General features: G+C 73.5%; 15 protein-coding genes. 10 read left to right on the top strand and 5 right to left on the bottom strand.

Going from position 1 to position 15,498, the window contains the following annotated elements; genetic code table 11:
- The 4 genes from C1N81_RS30320 to C1N81_RS30305 all read right to left on the bottom strand — a co-directional run bounded on the left by C1N81_RS30320 (position 1) and on the right by C1N81_RS30305 (position 3,146).
- Positions 1-855, bottom strand: coding sequence for an SMP-30/gluconolactonase/LRE family protein (locus C1N81_RS30320; RefSeq protein ID WP_394434409.1), 855 nt, complete (start codon positions 853-855; stop codon positions 1-3).
- Positions 852-1,625, bottom strand: coding sequence for an IclR family transcriptional regulator (locus C1N81_RS30315; RefSeq protein ID WP_394434408.1), 774 nt, complete (start codon positions 1,623-1,625; stop codon positions 852-854). The genes C1N81_RS30320 and C1N81_RS30315 overlap by 4 nt, the downstream gene beginning before the upstream one ends.
- A gap of 120 nt (positions 1,626-1,745) precedes the next feature.
- Complete coding sequence (locus C1N81_RS30310) at positions 1,746-2,981, bottom strand: helix-turn-helix domain-containing protein (protein WP_394434407.1); 1,236 nt, start codon at positions 2,979-2,981, stop codon at positions 1,746-1,748.
- Positions 2,982-2,984: 3 nt separating this feature from the next.
- Complete coding sequence (locus C1N81_RS30305) at positions 2,985-3,146, bottom strand: hypothetical protein (RefSeq protein WP_394434405.1); 162 nt, start codon at positions 3,144-3,146, stop codon at positions 2,985-2,987.
- Between the two features lie 113 nt (positions 3,147-3,259).
- On the opposite strand from C1N81_RS30305, the gene C1N81_RS30300 reads away from it, so the two are divergent.
- From C1N81_RS30300 to C1N81_RS30255, 10 genes are all read left to right on the top strand, one after another.
- Positions 3,260-4,282 (top strand): DUF3068 domain-containing protein, encoded by a 1,023-nt coding sequence (locus C1N81_RS30300; protein WP_394434404.1) that lies wholly within the window; start codon positions 3,260-3,262, stop codon positions 4,280-4,282.
- 265 nt (positions 4,283-4,547) lie between these two features.
- Entirely contained in the window at positions 4,548-5,642 is a 1,095-nt protein-coding gene (locus C1N81_RS30295; protein ID WP_394434402.1) for a glycosyltransferase family 4 protein, read from the top strand.
- Between the two features lie 24 nt (positions 5,643-5,666).
- The gene (locus C1N81_RS30290; protein WP_394434400.1) at positions 5,667-6,404 is read left to right on the top strand and encodes a class I SAM-dependent methyltransferase; all 738 of its coding nucleotides are present in this window, start codon (positions 5,667-5,669) and stop codon (positions 6,402-6,404) included.
- A complete protein-coding gene (locus C1N81_RS30285; protein ID WP_394434398.1) occupies positions 6,401-10,735 on the top strand; it encodes an alpha-(1->3)-arabinofuranosyltransferase in 4,335 nt (1,444 codons plus the stop codon). The genes C1N81_RS30290 and C1N81_RS30285 overlap by 4 nt, the downstream gene beginning before the upstream one ends.
- On the top strand, positions 10,732-12,018 hold the full coding sequence (locus C1N81_RS30280; RefSeq protein ID WP_394434396.1) for a condensation protein: 1,287 nt from the start codon (positions 10,732-10,734) through the stop codon (positions 12,016-12,018). The genes C1N81_RS30285 and C1N81_RS30280 overlap by 4 nt, the downstream gene beginning before the upstream one ends.
- Positions 12,015-12,746, top strand: a complete 732-nt coding sequence (locus tag C1N81_RS30275; protein ID WP_394434394.1) for a class I SAM-dependent methyltransferase — start codon at positions 12,015-12,017, stop codon at positions 12,744-12,746. Before C1N81_RS30280 ends, C1N81_RS30275 begins: the two co-directional genes overlap by 4 nt.
- A 6-nt stretch (positions 12,747-12,752) precedes the next feature.
- Positions 12,753-13,718, top strand: a complete 966-nt coding sequence (locus C1N81_RS30270) for a DMT family transporter (RefSeq protein WP_394434392.1) — start codon at positions 12,753-12,755, stop codon at positions 13,716-13,718.
- The gene (locus tag C1N81_RS30265; protein WP_394434390.1) at positions 13,708-13,917 is read left to right on the top strand and encodes a Trm112 family protein; all 210 of its coding nucleotides are present in this window, start codon (positions 13,708-13,710) and stop codon (positions 13,915-13,917) included. Before C1N81_RS30270 ends, C1N81_RS30265 begins: the two co-directional genes overlap by 11 nt.
- The gene (locus C1N81_RS30260) at positions 13,914-14,744 is read left to right on the top strand and encodes an FkbM family methyltransferase (RefSeq protein ID WP_394434388.1); all 831 of its coding nucleotides are present in this window, start codon (positions 13,914-13,916) and stop codon (positions 14,742-14,744) included. The genes C1N81_RS30265 and C1N81_RS30260 overlap by 4 nt, the downstream gene beginning before the upstream one ends.
- Positions 14,731-15,309, top strand: a complete 579-nt coding sequence (locus C1N81_RS30255) for a hypothetical protein (protein ID WP_394434386.1) — start codon at positions 14,731-14,733, stop codon at positions 15,307-15,309. Before C1N81_RS30260 ends, C1N81_RS30255 begins: the two co-directional genes overlap by 14 nt.
- Here C1N81_RS30255 and C1N81_RS30250 read toward each other — a convergent pair.
- On the bottom strand, positions 15,272-15,487 hold the full coding sequence (locus tag C1N81_RS30250; protein WP_394434384.1) for a DUF397 domain-containing protein: 216 nt from the start codon (positions 15,485-15,487) through the stop codon (positions 15,272-15,274). The two genes, C1N81_RS30255 and C1N81_RS30250, sit on opposite strands and share 38 nt — an antisense overlap.
- Positions 15,488-15,498 lie beyond the last annotated feature (11 nt).

The raw sequence follows: 15,498 nt of genomic DNA, 5'->3' as shown, positions 1-15,498 counted from the left end.
CTAGCGGGGCTGTCCGAAGGGAGGCTGGGACACTCCCTGGCCCGCTCCTCTCAGCACCAGCAGTGAACCCGCCAGCGGTGACGGGGTGTTCAGGCCCACCCTTGCCGTCGTCACGTACAGGTCCGTCATGTCGCGGCCCCCGAACGCGCACGCCGTCGGGCGCTGGACCGGGAGCCGCACCACACGGTCCAGGGCGCCGGTCGGCGTGTAGCGGCGCAGGGCCGCGCCGTCCCACAGGGCCACCCAGATACAGCCCTCGGCGTCGACGGTCAGGCCGTCGGGGAAGCCCGCGCCCTCTTCGATCGTCGCCAACTCCCGGCGCCCGACGACGCCTTCGCCGGTCACGTCGAAGACGTCGATGCGGCACGTCGGCGTGTCCACGTAGTACATGAGCGTGCCGTCGGGGCTCCAGCCGGTGCCGTTGGAGACGGTCACATCGTCGAGGACGGTGGTCACCGTCGTCCCGTCCGCCGCCACGCGGATCAGGTTGCCCGCGCCGGGCGTCTCGTCGTACGCCATCGAGCCCGCCCACAGCGCGCCGTCCGGGGCGACGGCCGCGTCGTTGCCGCGTCGTCCGGCGACCGGCTCGCGGTGCAGCCATGTGAAGGTGCCGTCGGGGGCGTAACTCCCCACGCCGTCGCGGAGGTTGACCACCAGGCCGCCGCCCGCGCGCGGTTTCGCCGCGCCCACGTGCTGCTCGGTGGCCATGACCGTACGGCGGCCGCTCTCCGGCTCGTAGGTGTGGACGCGCGAGCCGAGTATGTCGACCCAGATCAGCCGGTCGCCCTCCGCGTCCCAGGTCGGGCCCTCGCCGAGCAGCGCCGACTCCCGTACGGCCACCTCGACGGCGCTCATATCGTGCCCCGGTGGCCGAGCCGCTCCGACAGGTCGGCGGCGCCCTTGGCGGCGAGCTGGGTGAGTTCGTCCAGGCGGTCGTCGCTCCAGCGGATCATCGGTACGGAGATGGAGAGCGCGGCGACGACCCGGTTGGTGCGGTCGCGGACGGGGGCGGCGACGCACGACACGTCCGTGTTGGACTCGCGGCTCTCGACGGCGATGCCGCGGCGGCGGATCTCGGCCAGGTGGGCGAGGAGGGCGGCCGGTTCCGTGATGCTGTTCTCCGTCATGGCGATCAGCTCGGCGTCGGCCGGGATACGGGCCGCCAGCTCGGCCTCGGGCAGGGAGGCGAGGAGCATCTTGCCGACCGAGGTGCAGTGCGCGGGCAGCCTGCGGCCGGCGGCGGAGACCATGCGCACGGCGTGGGTGGAGTCGACCTTGGCGATGTAGATGACGTCGGTGCCCTCCAGGATCGCCACGTGCACCGTCTCGTCGCAGGTCTCGGCGACGCTGCGGGCGACCTGCTGGCCCTCGGCCGCGAGGTCGAGCTGTTCCGCGTACCGGCTGCCGAGCTGGTAGGGGCGGACGCCGAGGCGGTAGCGGCCGGGCTGGCCCGGGACCTGCACGATGTACGAGCGGGCGGCGAGCGTCGTCACCAGCTCGTGGACCGTGGTGCGGGGCAGCTGTAGCTTGCGGACGATGTCGGGTGCGGACAGCGTGCCGTCCCCGTCCAGGAAGAGCTCCAGTATGTCCAGAGCCCGTGTCACGGCGGGTACGAGACGTCCCACGACCGGCCCCCTCCCATGCTCGGCAAGTTCCACGTGTTCGACATTTCAACTGTCGGTCGGTATCGCGAACATAGGCTACGCATAGCCCGTCGGGCCGGGCAATAGGGGTCGGAGGCCGCCTCAGGCGCCCAGTTCGCCGCGCAGGCGCCGGGCCCTGAGCACCAGTTCCAGTTCGAAGCGGCGGTCCGGGTCGTCGACCTCGGCGCCCCACAGTTCACGGATCTGGCGCAGGCGGTAGCGGACCGTCTGCGGGTGGACGCCCAGGCGGGCGGCGACCTCGGGGGCGCCGCCGCGCGTCTCCAGCCAGGCGAGCAGCGTCTCCGCGAGGCGCCGGGCGTGCGTCGGCCCGCAGTGGGCGAGCGGGGCGAGGGCGCGCCGGGTGAGGTCGTCGACGAGTTCCTCGGGCTGGAGCAGGACGAGGGCCTGGGTGTGCTCGGTGCAGTGCAGGACCTCGTCGGCCGGGAGCAGCCCGCGCTCCATCAGGGCCACCGCGGACTCGGCCCAGCGCAGCGACTTCGCGGCGGCGGGCGGGGCGACGGGCGGTCCGATCGCGCCGCTCCAGCCGGTGAGGGCGCGGCGCAGCAGGTCGGGGCGGCCGGCCGCGTCGGGGTCCGGGACGACGAGGCGGGGCCGTTCGGTCTCCATGTCGAGCAGTACGTCGGGGCCGACGGCCGGGGCGACGGCGTCACGGGCGGGGCGCACGAGGACGCCGACGGCGACGCGCTCGGGCACCGGCCAGCCGATGCGGGCGGCGCGTTCGGTGAGCGCCTCGACGGGGTCGGGCGGCGCCGCGGTCCGCCCTTCGAGCATGAGGTCCATGAGCTTGCGCTCCAGGCGGAGACGTTCTCCGGCCTGCCGTGCGGCGGCCTCGGCGTAGCCGCGGACCGACTGGTCGACGAGGCCGTCGAGGTACTCGTAGCCCGCTTCGGCGAGTTCGTACATGGCCGGGGGCGGGATGCGCAGGCGGGTGCCGAGGTCGGCGAGGCGGCGCCAGGCGAGTTTCACGCCGAGCCGGTACATGGCCTGGAGGGAGTCGAGGCTGCGGCCGTGCAGGCTCTGGCCGCGGCCGAACTCCTGGAAGACGGAGGGCGGGCGGCCGTCCGGGGCAGGTCCCGTGCCGGTGGGCGAGACGTCGGCGAGGCGGCGTACGAAGCCCTCGATGGCGCGACGGATGCCGACCAGGGCGAGGGGTTCGCCGGACGCGTCGTGGACGAGCGGCAGGTGGGGGAACTCGCGGCGGATCTCGTCGAAGATGTCCTGGGCGAGCCGGGGCGCCTCCTCCATGGCGAGCGCGGCGAACTGTTTGACCTGCAGGCGCGGTACGTCGCACCAGGCGGAGCGGGTGGCGGCCGGCACGGGTCAGCGCCCTTGACCGGGGGTTTCGGGGGTCTCGTAGGTCACCAGCGGGGTGTTGGGCTGGTCCGGTGTCGCGTTGATCAGCGCGAGCGCGCCGAAGGAGGCGGCGACGGCGAGCGCCGCTCCGGCGGCCGCGGTGAGCGCGGCGGCGAGCAGTCGGTTCATCGCAGGGTCAGCCCTTCGTCGATGGCCGGGTCCCCACCCTGTGCGTACCGTCAACTCCCCAGTTTTGACGTGTGATTGACACTCCGTCAAGGCGCGTCTACGGTTCCCGGCCCATGAAGAGCCCGAAGAACCCTCCCGCGAAGTCACCCTTCGTCTGTGTGGGTCTCGGCACGTTCCTGCTCGTCCTCGCGGGGATGCTCGCCTGGTACGTGGAGCCGCGCGCCGAGCGCACCAGCATCGACACCGACGTGACGACCGTGTTCACCGGGACCGGCAGTTACTTCGACACCGACCGGATCAGAACCGTCGGCGACCGGCGGCTGACGATCACCCGGCAGGTCCGCGGCGACGTCGCCGAGAGCGAACGCAGCGGCCGGGCCGTGTGGGACGTGGTGACGTCCGTCGACACCGACGGAACGCTGCCCGCCGCCGATCCGCACGACGCGCTGCAGTGGACCAAGGAGCGCTGGGTCACCGACCGCGCGACCAACGCCCCGGTGCACTGCTGCGGCGAGGATCCGGAGTTCGCGGGCGAGGCCTACCTGAAGTTCCCCTTCCGCGTCGAGAAACGCACCTACACCTGGTGGGACAACACGCTCGGCGCGACCGTGCCGCTCCGCTACAGCGGTGAGGCGCGGATCCAGGGCCACAAGGGCTACCGGTTCACGGGCAGCGTCGCCGCCACCAGGACCGGTTCGCGGCAGGTGCCGGGGCGCATCGTCGGGCAGCCCGACAAGGGGCAGGTGCTCGCCGAGGAGTGGTACGCCAATCACCGCGTCGACCTGGTCGCGGACCCGCGCACCGGCCGGGTCGTCTACGCGGCCGTCGGCCCCCGCCTGACGCTGCGCGCGCCCGGCACGGCGCGGGACGCGGCGGTGCTCCTGGACAGCCGGAAGATCGCCTTCACCCCACGGACGCAGCGGGCCCAGGTGGCGCTCGCCCGGGACGACAACGACCTCCTGCGCCTGGTCGGCACCGTGCTGCCCGTCGTGGCGGGAGCGCTGGGCGCGTTCCTCGTGGTGGCCGGGGCGGTGTTCGTCGTACGGGGCGGCAGGGGCAGGCGTGAGCCGGACGGACAACCGGGACGGCCCGGACCCGGCGCGTCGCCGACAGCGCTGGAGAAAAACATGATGTGACGGCATGTCAGCTCGGATCGGGGTCAAACTTGTCACGCGCGTGAGTAGCCGCGGCGCACAGCGCGGCGAAAACTGTCGAACCCCACTTGTGCAACCCGTCGAACGCCACCTGTGCAACCGGCAAGTTCTTGTGCAACGGACAAGTACGGCCCCGCTCGGCCGACCGCACCCCGCCGAGCGTCCCCCCGCACGCGTTCGGAGACGTACGGGCCCAAGGACGTACGCGCTCGCGGACGCACGCATCTTGAGACGAGTTGGAGCACCCATGCCCCAGCACGTACCGCGCCGCATCGTCTTCCTCGCCCACCGCGACCTCGGCAACCCGGCGGCGGGCGGCTCCGAACTGCTCGTGGACCGCCTCGCCGACGGGCTCACCGGGCTCGGCCACCAGGTGACGCTGTTGTGCGGCGGACCGGCCGGGTACGGCGCCTTCCGCGACTACCGGGTGGTGTCGGCGGGCGGACAGACCGCCCACTACCTGCGGGCCCGCTCGGCCTTCGCCCGCCAGGTGGGCGACTGCGACCTCCTGGTCGAGGTCTGCAACGGCATGCCGTACCTGACACCGCTCTGGCACCACGGGCCCACGCTCTGCCTGGTCAACCACGTCCACACGGACCTGTGGCGGATGCGCCTGCGCGGCCCTCTCGCGCCCGCCGCGCACGTCGGCCGAAGACTCGAACAGTGGGCGCTGTCCGGCGCCCAGCGCCGCAACCTGCTCGTCACCGTCTCCCCCTCCACGGCGCACGCCCTGCACACCCTCGGCGTCGACCAGGACCGTATCCGGCTCGTCCCGAACGGCGTCGAGGAGCCGGGGCCACGCGCCGACCGCTCCCCCGACCCGCTGTTCCTGGCGATGGGCCGCCTCGTCGAGTACAAGCGGATCGATCTGCTCCTGCGCCTGTGGGAGCGGGTGCGGCCGGTCACCGGCGGGCGGCTCGTGATCGTCGGCGACGGCCCGGAGGGCGCGCGCCTGCGCCGCCTCGCGGGCCCCGGCACCGAGTTCACCGGCCACGTGTCCGAGGCCGAGAAGCACCGGCTGCTCTGCGAGGCGTGGCTGCTCCTGCACCCCTCGGCGGTCGAGGGGTGGGGCCTGGTCGTCACCGAGGCGGCGGCGCGCGGCACCCCCGCGGTCGGCTTCGACGTGCCCGGCGTCCGCGACTCCGTCGAGAACGGCGCCACCGGCCTCCTCGCCGACAGCCCGTCCTCCTTCGCGGCGGCCTGGTGCACCCTCGCCCTCTCCACCCACCGCCGCGAACTGATGGGCAAGGAGGCGGAGGAGCGCGCCTCCGCCTACCGCTGGACGCAGACGGTCCGCCAGTTCAGGGCGGTGGCGGCGGAGGCGGTGAGAGGCCGTGGCTGAACGCCGGTGCGGGGGCGCGGGGCCATGACGCCGACCGGGTTCCGGGACCCGTCGCCGGTCCGGTCCCTCACGCTGCTGCGGGCCTTCCTGCACGAGCGGGAGGACCCGGCGGCCTGCTACGCGCTGCTCGCCCGGGACGCCGCCGACCAGGTCGAGGCGTACGGGAAGGTCGCGGGGAAGATCGTCGTGGATGTGGGCGGCGGCAGCGGGTACTTCACGCGGGAGTTCCGGGAGCGCGGCGCCCAGGGCATCCTCTTCGAGCCCGACCCGCGCGAGTTCGGCCCCGACCCGCCGCCGTGCACGGTCGTCGCCGACGGCTATCTGCTGCCGCTCGCCGACGCGGCGGCGGACGTCACGTTCTCCTCGAACGTCCTGGAGCACGTCGCCGACCGCGACACCTTCCTCGGCGAACTCGTCCGCGTCACCCGCCCCGGCGGCCTCATCTACGTCTCGTTCACCAACTGGCTCTCCCCCTGGGGCGGCCACGAGTGGGCGCCCTGGCACTACCTCGGCGCCCGCCGGGCGCAGGCCCGCTACCGGCGCCGCACAGGCCGGGCCCCCAAGCACACCCTCGGCGTGAACCTCTTCGTCCACCACGTCGGCCCGACGCTGCGCCACGTCCGCGCCCGCGACGACGTGACGGTCGTCACCGCGCGCTCCCGCTACTGGCCGTTCCTCACCGAGGCGGTCGCGCGGGTGCCGGGGGTGCGCGAGTTCGTCACCTGGAACCTCCTCCTCATCCTCCGGCGGTGCCCCTCATGACGACCACGGCCTTGGCCCCACCCGCCGCGCCGGCGCACCCGGACCCCGGGCCGGGCCCGCGCTCGCGCCGCTGGCTGCTGTCCTTCTGGGCCGTGCTGTTCGTCCTGTTCTGCGCGGTGCACCCGGGCCGGACGACGTTCGAGACGAAGCTCGGCGTCGTCCTCGACCCGTGGCGGTTCATCGGGGACCTGGGCCAGCTGTGGCACGACCGCGCCGGGTTCGGCGGCATCACGGACCAGTACATCGGCTACGCGTTCCCGATGCTGCCGTACTACGGCCTCGCGGACCTGGTGCGCCTGCCGGTCTGGCTGGCCGAACGCCTGTGGATGTCGCTCGTCGTGACGGCCGCGTTCTGGGGCGCCCTCAGACTCATGGAGCGGCTCGGCGCCGGCTCCTCGCGCGGCCGTCTCCTGGCGGCGGTGGTGTACGCGCTGTGGCCGACGTACACGATCGTCATCGGCTCGACGTCGGCGGCGGCGCTGCCCGGCGCGTTCCTGCCGTGGGTCCTGCTCCCGCTGACCAACCCCCGTAAGTCCCCGCGCGTCTCGGCGGTCCACTCGGCGCTCCTCATCCCGTTCATGGGCGGGGTGAACGCGGCGGCGACCCTCGCCTCGCTCCTCCCGGTGGGCCTCTACCTCCTCTCCCGCGCCCCGTCCCCGCGCAAGCGGCGGCAGATCGCCTGGTGGTTCCCTTCGATGGTGGCGGCGACCCTCTGGTGGACGGTCCCGCTCCTCCTCCTCGGCGTGTACGGGGAGAACTTCCTGCCCTACATCGAGGACGCGCGGACCACGACCGACACCATGGCGGCGACGGAGAGTCTGCGCGGCGCGGGCAACTGGGTCGCCTATCTGCGTCTCGGCGAGGCGTGGCTGCCGGCGGGCTGGACCGTGGCGACCTCCGCCGTCGTGATCGTCTGCTCGGCGCTCGCGGCGGCGTTCGGCCTCGCGGGGCTCGCCCGCCGCGATCTGCCGGAGCGCCGCTGGCTGCTGCTCACCGTGATGGCGGCCGCGCTCGTCACGCTCGCCGGGTACGGGGGCGCGGCGGGCGCCCCCTTCCACGCCACGGTCCAGTCGTGGCTGGACGGCGGCCTGGCCCCGTTCCGCAACATCTACAAGTTCCAGACGGGCCTCGCCCTGGCCCTGGTCATCGGCCTCGCGCACCTCGTGGGCGTCGCCACGCGGACGCGCGGCGCCAGACCCCTGCGCGGGCGCCGGTTCGCGCCCCTCGTCGTCGCGGTCCTGATCCTGCCGGGCCTCGCCTGGCCGTACCTGAACGGCTCGATCCTCCAGCCCGGCTCGTTCCGGAAGCTGCCCACGTACTGGCAGACGACGGCGGACTGGCTGCACACGTACTCCCCCGACTCGCGCGCCCTCGTCGTCCCGGCCACCGCGCACGGCATCTACACCTGGGGCTCCCCCATCGACCAGCCGCTCGACGTGCTCGCGGACTCCCGCTGGGCACAGCGCGACTACGTCCCGTTCGGGACGCCGGGCAACCGCCGCGCCCTGGACGCGATCGAGCAGGCGCTCATGTCGGGCGGTGAAGTCCCCGGCCTGCAGGACTACTTGTCGCGCAACGGCCTCTACTACGTGGTGGTCCGCAACGACCTGGACCCGGACCAGTTCGGCTACGTCCCCACCGCCACGGTCAAACGGGCGCTGACCGAGTCCGGCTACCACCGCGTCACCGGCTTCGGCCCGGCCGTCACCGGCGGCCGGATCGCCGAGAACACCCCGGTCCAGGTCGAGGGCGTCTACCCGCGCTCCCGGGCGGTCGAGATCTACGCGCCCGCCGCCGACGCCCGCCGCCCCCGGCAGGCGGGCCTGTTCCCGGCCGACGCCACGGTGGAGGTCAGCGGCGGCCCGGAGGCCCTGCTGCCGCTCTCCTCGGACCCGGCGCTCCGCAACCGCCCGGCGGTCCTGGCCGGCGACAACCACCCCGGCACCGGAACGCCCGCCGCCCGCATGGCCGTCGACGGTCTGCGCCGCGCCGACACCCGGTTCGGCCTGGTCAACACCAACACCTCGTACCCGTACACGCCGACGGAGCGCAACAGCCCCTACGCCGAACAGAACCCGGGCGAGAAACCGAAGCAGATCCTCCCCACCCGGGGCCTCACCCATCAGACCACCGCCCGGATCGAGGGGGCCCGCTCGGTCACCGCGTCCTCCAGCGGCAACTGGCTCCTCCACCTCCCGCAGTTCGACCCGGTGAACGCGTTCGACGGCGACCCGGACACCGCGTGGACCGCGGGCACCCCGGACGCGGCGGACGCCGCATGGGTCCGCGTCGACTTCACCCGCCCCACCCGTGTCCCGCCGACGCTCCGCGTGACACCGCTCCCGCAGGAACAGGTGCGGGCGGCGCCCACCCGCGTCCGGATCGAGACGGACAAGGGCAGCACGACGTCCGACATCCTCCCGAACGGCAAGCGCCAACGCGTCGGAGCGCCCGCGGGGGAGGCGAAATGGCTGCGGGTCGAGATCCTGGACACGCAGGCCCGGCGCCCCTCCCTGACCGGCGCGGGCTTCGCCGAGATCAGCGTTCCCGGCGTACGGGTCGTGCGCGCGTTGCAGATGCCGACGGACTCCGACGAAGCCGACCGGTACACGTTCCGCCGGGCGACCGGCGACGGCTCCCTCACCCTCACCGACCTGGCCCCGTCGATCCACCGCGCCTTCACCACGTCCACCGCCGCGCCCTACACGTTCGAGGCGACGGCGGTCCCGGCCCCGACGGAGGCCCTCGACGAACTCCTCTACTCCATCGCCCCCGACCAGCGCCGCGCCATCACGGCCACCGCCGACTCCACGGCCCGGATCGGCCCCAACACCACGGCCCGCAACCTCACGGACGGGGACCTCACCACCGCCTGGATCGCGGGCGATGAACCGACGATCCATCTCCGCTGGCCCGACAAGCAGCCTGTCTCCCAGCTGGTCCTGCCCGCCGCCGGCGGCCTGTCCAGCCGCCCCGAGAGAATCGAGATCAGCTCCCCCGACGGCGCCGCGGTCGCCGGCGTGGACGAGAACGGGGTCGCCGACTTCGACCCCATCACCACCGACCGCCTCAACATCACCATCACCGAGACCGCCCCGCTGACACTGCACAACCCGGTCGCGGACGAGGACCTCCAGCTCCCCGTGGGCCTCACCGAGGCGTACATCCCCTCGCTCGACACGTACCGGGTACGGCAGCCCACACCCGAGCGGCCGTTCAGCCTGCCCTGCGGCGAGGGCCCGGCGGTCACGATCGACGGCGTCCGCCACCGCACGTCGGCCCGCGGCACCCTCGCGGACCTCACCGAGCGCCGCCCCGTCACCCTGACCCTGTGCGACCGGCTCACCCTCGACGCCGGACCGCACACCCTCGGCACGGACACGGCGGGACCCCTCGCGCCGACCAGCGTCACGCTGACCCGCGCGGGCGCCGACACGGACGCCGTCCCGCCCGCCGCGCGCGACCTCACCGTCGAGGACTGGCTCGGCGACCACCGCGCGGTGCGGGTGAGCGCGGGCCAGGCCGCGTACCTGACGACGTACGAGAACGCCAACGACGGCTGGCGGGCGACCCTCGACGGCAAGAAGCTCTCCAGCCTCCGCCTCGACGGCTGGCAGCAGGCGTGGCTGATCCCGGAGGGGGCGGCGGGCACGGTCAAGCTGTCCTACCAGCCCGGGACCAGCTACGACGTGGGCCTGATCGTCAGCGCGGCGGCGCTGGTCCTGCTCATCGCCCTGGCCCTGTGGCGCCGCGAGCCCACCGACCCCGAGGAACAGCCCGAGCCTCCGCCCCCGCCCGGCCGGATCCTCGGCACGCTGTCCCTCACGGCCGTCGCCGTCGTGATCGCGGGCCCCTGGGCGGCCCTGGTCCCCGCCCTGGCCCTCCTCGCCTGGAAACGCCACGCACTCCTCGTACCGCTCGCGTTCCTGGCGATGACGGCGGCGGGCGCGGTGGCGGCGACGGGAGCGGGGGTTCCGGTGCGGGACGGGGAGGGGGCGTTCAGCGGGGCGGCGCAGGTGCTGGCGCTCCTGGCGTTGTTCGCGGCGCTGGTGACAACCCAAGCCCCTCCAGCGCCTGAGCAACGAAATCCGGAGCAGAGCCCAGCCCCACCAGCGCCCGAGGAACGAAACCCGGAGCAGAGCCCAGTTCCTCCGGCGCCCGAGGAACGAAACCCGGAGCAGAGCCCAGTTCCTCCGGCGCCCGAGGAACGGAATCCGGAGCAGAGCCCCGCTCCTCCAGCCCCTCCGGCGTTTGAGGAGCGGGGTCCGGGGCGGAGCCCCGGGACGGCCACCATTGCCCAGAGTGCCAAGAAAGCGGGGCCCCAGCCATGACGGCCACGACAACCCCGGGCCCGGGCGCCAGAGAAACACACCCCTTCCCGACCGTCGACGAGATCGCCCGCCACTGCGAACAACACGACGAACCCGAAACGGTCCACATAGAGGTACACCTCACCGGCCACCTGGACCCGCCCCGACTGACCACCGCCTTCGACCGGGCCCTGCGCAGACACCCCCGCATCCTCATGCGCGAGTCCCCCCGCCACTGGTACACGCGCCGCTACACGTGGGAGCTGACGGACACCCCGGACGTCCCCCCGGTGTCATTCCCCGAGCCGGGCCCGAACGCGCTGAAGCGGGCCCGCACCCGGGCCCTGACCGAGGCCCCGCCGCTGACCGCGTCCCCACCCGTACGCCTGGAGTGCGTACCGCACCCCGAGACCGGCAACTCGGTCCTCTTCCTCACCATCAACCACACCGCGCTGGACGGCCCGGCCTGCCTCCGCGTCCTGGCGACGGCGGCGGACCTGTACGGCGGCCGGGACAACAGCCCACCGCCCCCGCCCGCACCGCCGACGCGCAGACCGCCCCTGCCCGACCTGCCGCCTTCCTGGGCGTGCCCGGCGCGGGTCGCCCCGGGCAAGCCCGAGCCGCGCCCCGGCAACGGCATGCTGGTCTGCGAGCTGGCGGTGCCGCGCCGCCCGAAGGGCGCCCCGTACACGGTGAACGACCAGCTCATGGTGGTGACGGCCCGTACGGTCGCGGACTGGAACGACGAACACGGCGCACTGCGGCCCCGCCGCCCCCTGCGCATCACGATGCCGGTCGACGACCGTCCGAGGGACGCGACGATGCCGATCGGCAATGGAACCCGCTTGGTCGAAGTCCCGCTGACCGCCGCAGAGTTGCAGCTCCCCACCCCGACCCTCCTCCGCCTCACGGCCGACCGCACCGCCGCCCTGAGATCCCTCGTACGCCCCCAACTCGGCCACGGCGCAGCCCTGTTGACCGCCCCCTACGCCCCCGTGGCGTGGCGCGCCGCCGCCACCCGCGCCCTGCGTACGGCAGCCGCCCCCTGGACCTCGACGACGCTGCTCAGCAACATCGGCCGGGTCCCCTACCCCCTGGACTTCGGCGACGGCGGCCGGGCCAGCGCCGTCTGGTTCTCGGCACCGGCCCGTATGCCGCGCGGCCTGACCGTCACGACGGCGTCCACGGCGGGCCGTCTGCACCTGGCCCTGCGCTGGTCGCGCACGCTCCTGAGCCACGGCGACGGAGTGCGCCTGCGCGACCTGTTCGAGCACCACCTCCACGCGACACAGGAGGAAGCATGACGACGACGATGCCGCCCCCGCTGGACGGCCTCCGGGACTTCTACGAGAACCCGGCCGTCCCCGTGGCCTCGGGTGCGCCTCGCACCCTGCGCCAGACCCGCGCCCTGGCCGCCGCCCTCTCGGGCACCCACGGCGCCACCGTCCTGGACGTGGGCTGCGGTGACGGCAGCGCGGCGGCGACGGCGGCCCGCCTGCTGCCGGGACACCACCTGATCGGCGTCGACTGGTCCCAGGACGCCCTGCGCCGCGCGGCAAGGCGGCTGCCCGATGTCGTACGGGGCGAACTGACGGGCGGCGGCCTGCCTTTCGCGACCGGAGCGGCGGACGCGGTCCTCTTCTCCGAAGTCCTGGAACACCTCGTCGACCCCGACGCCGCCCTCGACGAACTCCGCCGGGTCCTGCGCCCCGGCGGCCATCTGATGCTGTCCACCCCGAACCTCGCCGCCTGGTACAACCGGGCGCTGCTCCTGGCCGGCGTGCAGCCCGTCTTCTCGGAGGTGAGCCTGCGCGCGGTGCACGGCCGCCCCGGCAGCGAGGTGGTGGGCCACCTGCGCCTGTACACGCGGCGCGCGTTGTGCGCGTTCGTCGCGGCGTCGGGCTTCGGGGTCGTACGGGTGACGGGCGCCCCCTTCCACGGTGTGCCCCGCGCCCTGCGCCCGCTGGACCGTCTGGCCTGCGGGGCCCCGTCGCTCGCCTCGATCCTCCTCCTGCACGCCCGAAGGACGTGAGGCGCGATGCCCGCCGTGGCATGGGGAGTCGGCGCGGCCCTGCTCGCCAACACGCTGTACAGCGTCGGCTTCGTCCTGGAGAAGCGGGCCCTCACCCGCCTCCCGGAGGTCAGCGTGCGCCGCCCGGCGCAGTTGCTCCGCCACGTGGTGACGAGCCCGTTGTGGCTGGCCGGTTCGATCGCCCTGGCCTCGGGGTTCGGCGCCCAGCTGGTGGTGTACCGGACCCTGCCGATCGCGGCGGCGCAGGGCATCTTCATCGCGGGCCTGGTGCTCCTCCTGCTGCTCTCCTCCCGGATGCTCGGCGAACGCACGTCCGTCCGGGAGCGGTACGCCATCGCGGGCATCCTGCTCGCGCTGCTCATGGTGGTGCTCTCCCTGCGCGACACCGGCCACGGCCAGGACACGGTCGGCGGCGGCGCCCCGGCTCCGCTGATCCTGACGGTCAGCCTCCCGTCGCTCGCGGCGGGCCTCTACCTGTACGCGGCGGCGGAACGCAGGGCGGGGCACCGGCACCGGCACCGGCAGCCGACGTCGGGCGTCGAGTACGGCGTGGCGGTGGGGCTGCTCTACGGGGTCAGCTCCCTGGCGATCAAGGGCGTCTCCGGAGCCCTTCCGCACCTCCCGGCACTGTTCCGCACTCCGTACCCGTACCTGCTGCTGTGCACGGGCGCGTTCGGGTTGGTGATGTCGCAGGCGGCGCTGCAACGCTGCCGGGCGTCGCTGATCGTGCCGGTGTGCACGACGGTGACCTGCGTGTTCACGGCGGTTCTCGGCACGGTGGCGTTCGGCGAGTCACTGCCGTCGGAGCCACTGCGGCTCGGTCTGCGGGTGGCGGGGACGGCGCTCGCGGTGGCCGTGCTCCTGCTGATGCCCAAACACGACCCGCAGCCCGTCGTCACTCCATCCACCCCACCCCCGAGAGAGTTGCTGCCTCATGTGCCCCACGAACCCGAAGAACCGCATGAGCCCTGACGACCCGCTCCTGCGCATCCTCGTCTGCCCCCTCGACAAGGGCCCGCTGGCGCTGCTCCCCGACGGGTCCGCGCTCTACAACCCGCGCCTGCACCGCCGCTACCCGATCGTCGACGGCATCCCGCAACTGCTGCCGTCGTCGGGCGAGCAGGTACCGGAGGACGAGCACGAGCGGCTCTTGAAGGACCTTCAGACATGACCACGCTCGCGGCCCGCCTCGGCCCGTACCTCCCGCCCCGCCTGACCGCCGCGACGGCGAGAGCCCTCTACCCGCGCTTCGAACCGGAACTGGCCCGCCTCGCAGACATGCTGCCCGCCCCGCGCGGCCGGTGCGGCACGGCGATCGACGTGGGCGGCTGGTACGGCCCGTGGACCCACCGCTTGGCGACCCGCGCGAGACGCGTGGTCACTCTCGAACCGGTCCCGCACCTGGCCCGTACGCTGGCCGCATCGGCACCGCCGAACGTCCGGGTCGTCCGCGCCGCCGCCAGCGACCGCCCCGGAGCCGCGCCGCTGTGGCAGCCCCCCGACGACGAACGCGGTGAACGCGGTGTCTCGTCGCTGGTCCGCAGGGAGGGCCTGCACGCGCGGATCCCGCACACGGTGCCGTGCGTCACGCTGGACGCGTTGTCGCTGCGCGAGGTCGACTTCATCAAAATAGACGTGGACGGAGCGGAGCTGCCCGTCCTGCGAGGCGCCGATGAACTGCTGCGCCGCGACCGCCCGGCCCTCTTCGTCGAGCTGGAGACCCGCATCCAGCCGGTCGCCCCGGTAGTGGCCCACCTACGCGCGCAGGGCTACGAGGGCTGGGTCCTCCCCGCCACCCACTGGCTCCCCCTCTCCGGCTTCGACCTCCAGGCCCACCAGCGCGCCACGTCCCACATCGCCTCGCAAGGACTCCTCCGCCGCGCCCTCACCCCGACGGCACGCCGCCCGCGCTACGTGAACTCGGTCCTGTTCCTGCCGGAAGGGCGTCGCCCGGGACCTGGACCGGTGCGCAACCATGGAGAACATGCCAGCCGCTGACCCGTTCACGCCCCTCGACTTCCAACTGGTCCTGCTGCGCCGCATGGCCGATCACAACCCGGAACGGGTGGAAACGGCCCGCGCTGACCTCGGCGTCTCCGTGGCCGACATGCGTGAGGCGAATCGCCGCTGGCAGGCGATGCGGCATGCCCGGGGCGGGCGTTCCGGGGTATCCCAGTACCGCTCGGTCCTGGGCGCCCCCGAACAACGCCTCGTACGCAAGATCGGCGACCTGACCTGCGAGGCCCTGCTCTGGCCTGTCCCCCTCTGGCCCGACCTCCGCTTCGAGGTCCTCCTGGCCCCGACCGGCTCGGTCTGGAACGAGTGGCTGATCCGCACGCCGGGCGTCCCGCCGCCGCCCCTCCACACCCTGGCCGACCTGACCCCGTGGTCCTGCACGGTCGACGAGGCGACCCGAGCGTTCGCCCCGGCCCGCCCCCTGGAGGGCTCGGCGCCGACGCGCTGGGGGTTGGAGTTCATGGCCCCGGACGACGTCTCCGGTACGCCGCGCCGGGTACGGGCCGAGTTCACATGGGGCTTGCTTCAGCGCTGGCAGGAGGTATGACCTTGAGGTCTTCGAGGAGCGCGGTGAAGGCGCCGTGGGGGATGGTCAGGGTGTCGCGCCCCGGGTTCTTCGAGTCGCGGATGCCCATGTGAGTGGGGAAGACGGCGATCTCGACACAGTTGTTGCCGTCTCCGCCGCCGGAGTAGGACGACTTCCGCCAGATGCCGGAGCAGCCCATGGCATGCCTCC

Source organism: Streptomyces sp. SGAir0957, from assembly GCF_043523415.1.
Note: the sequence above shows the minus strand (reverse complement) of the source record. Positions and strands in the feature narration are given on the sequence as shown.

Bases quoted from the DNA above. Each gene is read 5' to 3' on its own strand.
- C1N81_RS30275 (WP_394434394.1), top strand. From the start codon at position 12,015: ATGACGACGACGATGCCGCCCCCGCTGGACGGCCTCCGGGACTTCTAC.
- C1N81_RS30300 (WP_394434404.1), top strand. From the start codon at position 3,260: ATGAAGAGCCCGAAGAACCCTCCCGCGAAGTCACCCTTCGTCTGTGTG.
- C1N81_RS30260 (WP_394434388.1), top strand. From the start codon at position 13,914: ATGACCACGCTCGCGGCCCGCCTCGGCCCGTACCTCCCGCCCCGCCTG.
- C1N81_RS30305 (WP_394434405.1), bottom strand. From the start codon at position 3,146: ATGAACCGACTGCTCGCCGCCGCGCTCACCGCGGCCGCCGGAGCGGCG.
- C1N81_RS30255 (WP_394434386.1), top strand. From the start codon at position 14,731: ATGCCAGCCGCTGACCCGTTCACGCCCCTCGACTTCCAACTGGTCCTG.
- C1N81_RS30265 (WP_394434390.1), top strand. From the start codon at position 13,708: ATGAGCCCTGACGACCCGCTCCTGCGCATCCTCGTCTGCCCCCTCGAC.
- C1N81_RS30290 (WP_394434400.1), top strand. From the start codon at position 5,667: ATGACGCCGACCGGGTTCCGGGACCCGTCGCCGGTCCGGTCCCTCACG.
- C1N81_RS30320 (WP_394434409.1), bottom strand. From the start codon at position 855: ATGAGCGCCGTCGAGGTGGCCGTACGGGAGTCGGCGCTGCTCGGCGAG.
- C1N81_RS30295 (WP_394434402.1), top strand. From the start codon at position 4,548: ATGCCCCAGCACGTACCGCGCCGCATCGTCTTCCTCGCCCACCGCGAC.
- C1N81_RS30285 (WP_394434398.1), top strand. From the start codon at position 6,401: ATGACGACCACGGCCTTGGCCCCACCCGCCGCGCCGGCGCACCCGGAC.
- C1N81_RS30250 (WP_394434384.1), bottom strand. From the start codon at position 15,487: ATGGGCTGCTCCGGCATCTGGCGGAAGTCGTCCTACTCCGGCGGCGGA.
- C1N81_RS30270 (WP_394434392.1), top strand. From the start codon at position 12,753: ATGCCCGCCGTGGCATGGGGAGTCGGCGCGGCCCTGCTCGCCAACACG.
- C1N81_RS30280 (WP_394434396.1), top strand. From the start codon at position 10,732: ATGACGGCCACGACAACCCCGGGCCCGGGCGCCAGAGAAACACACCCC.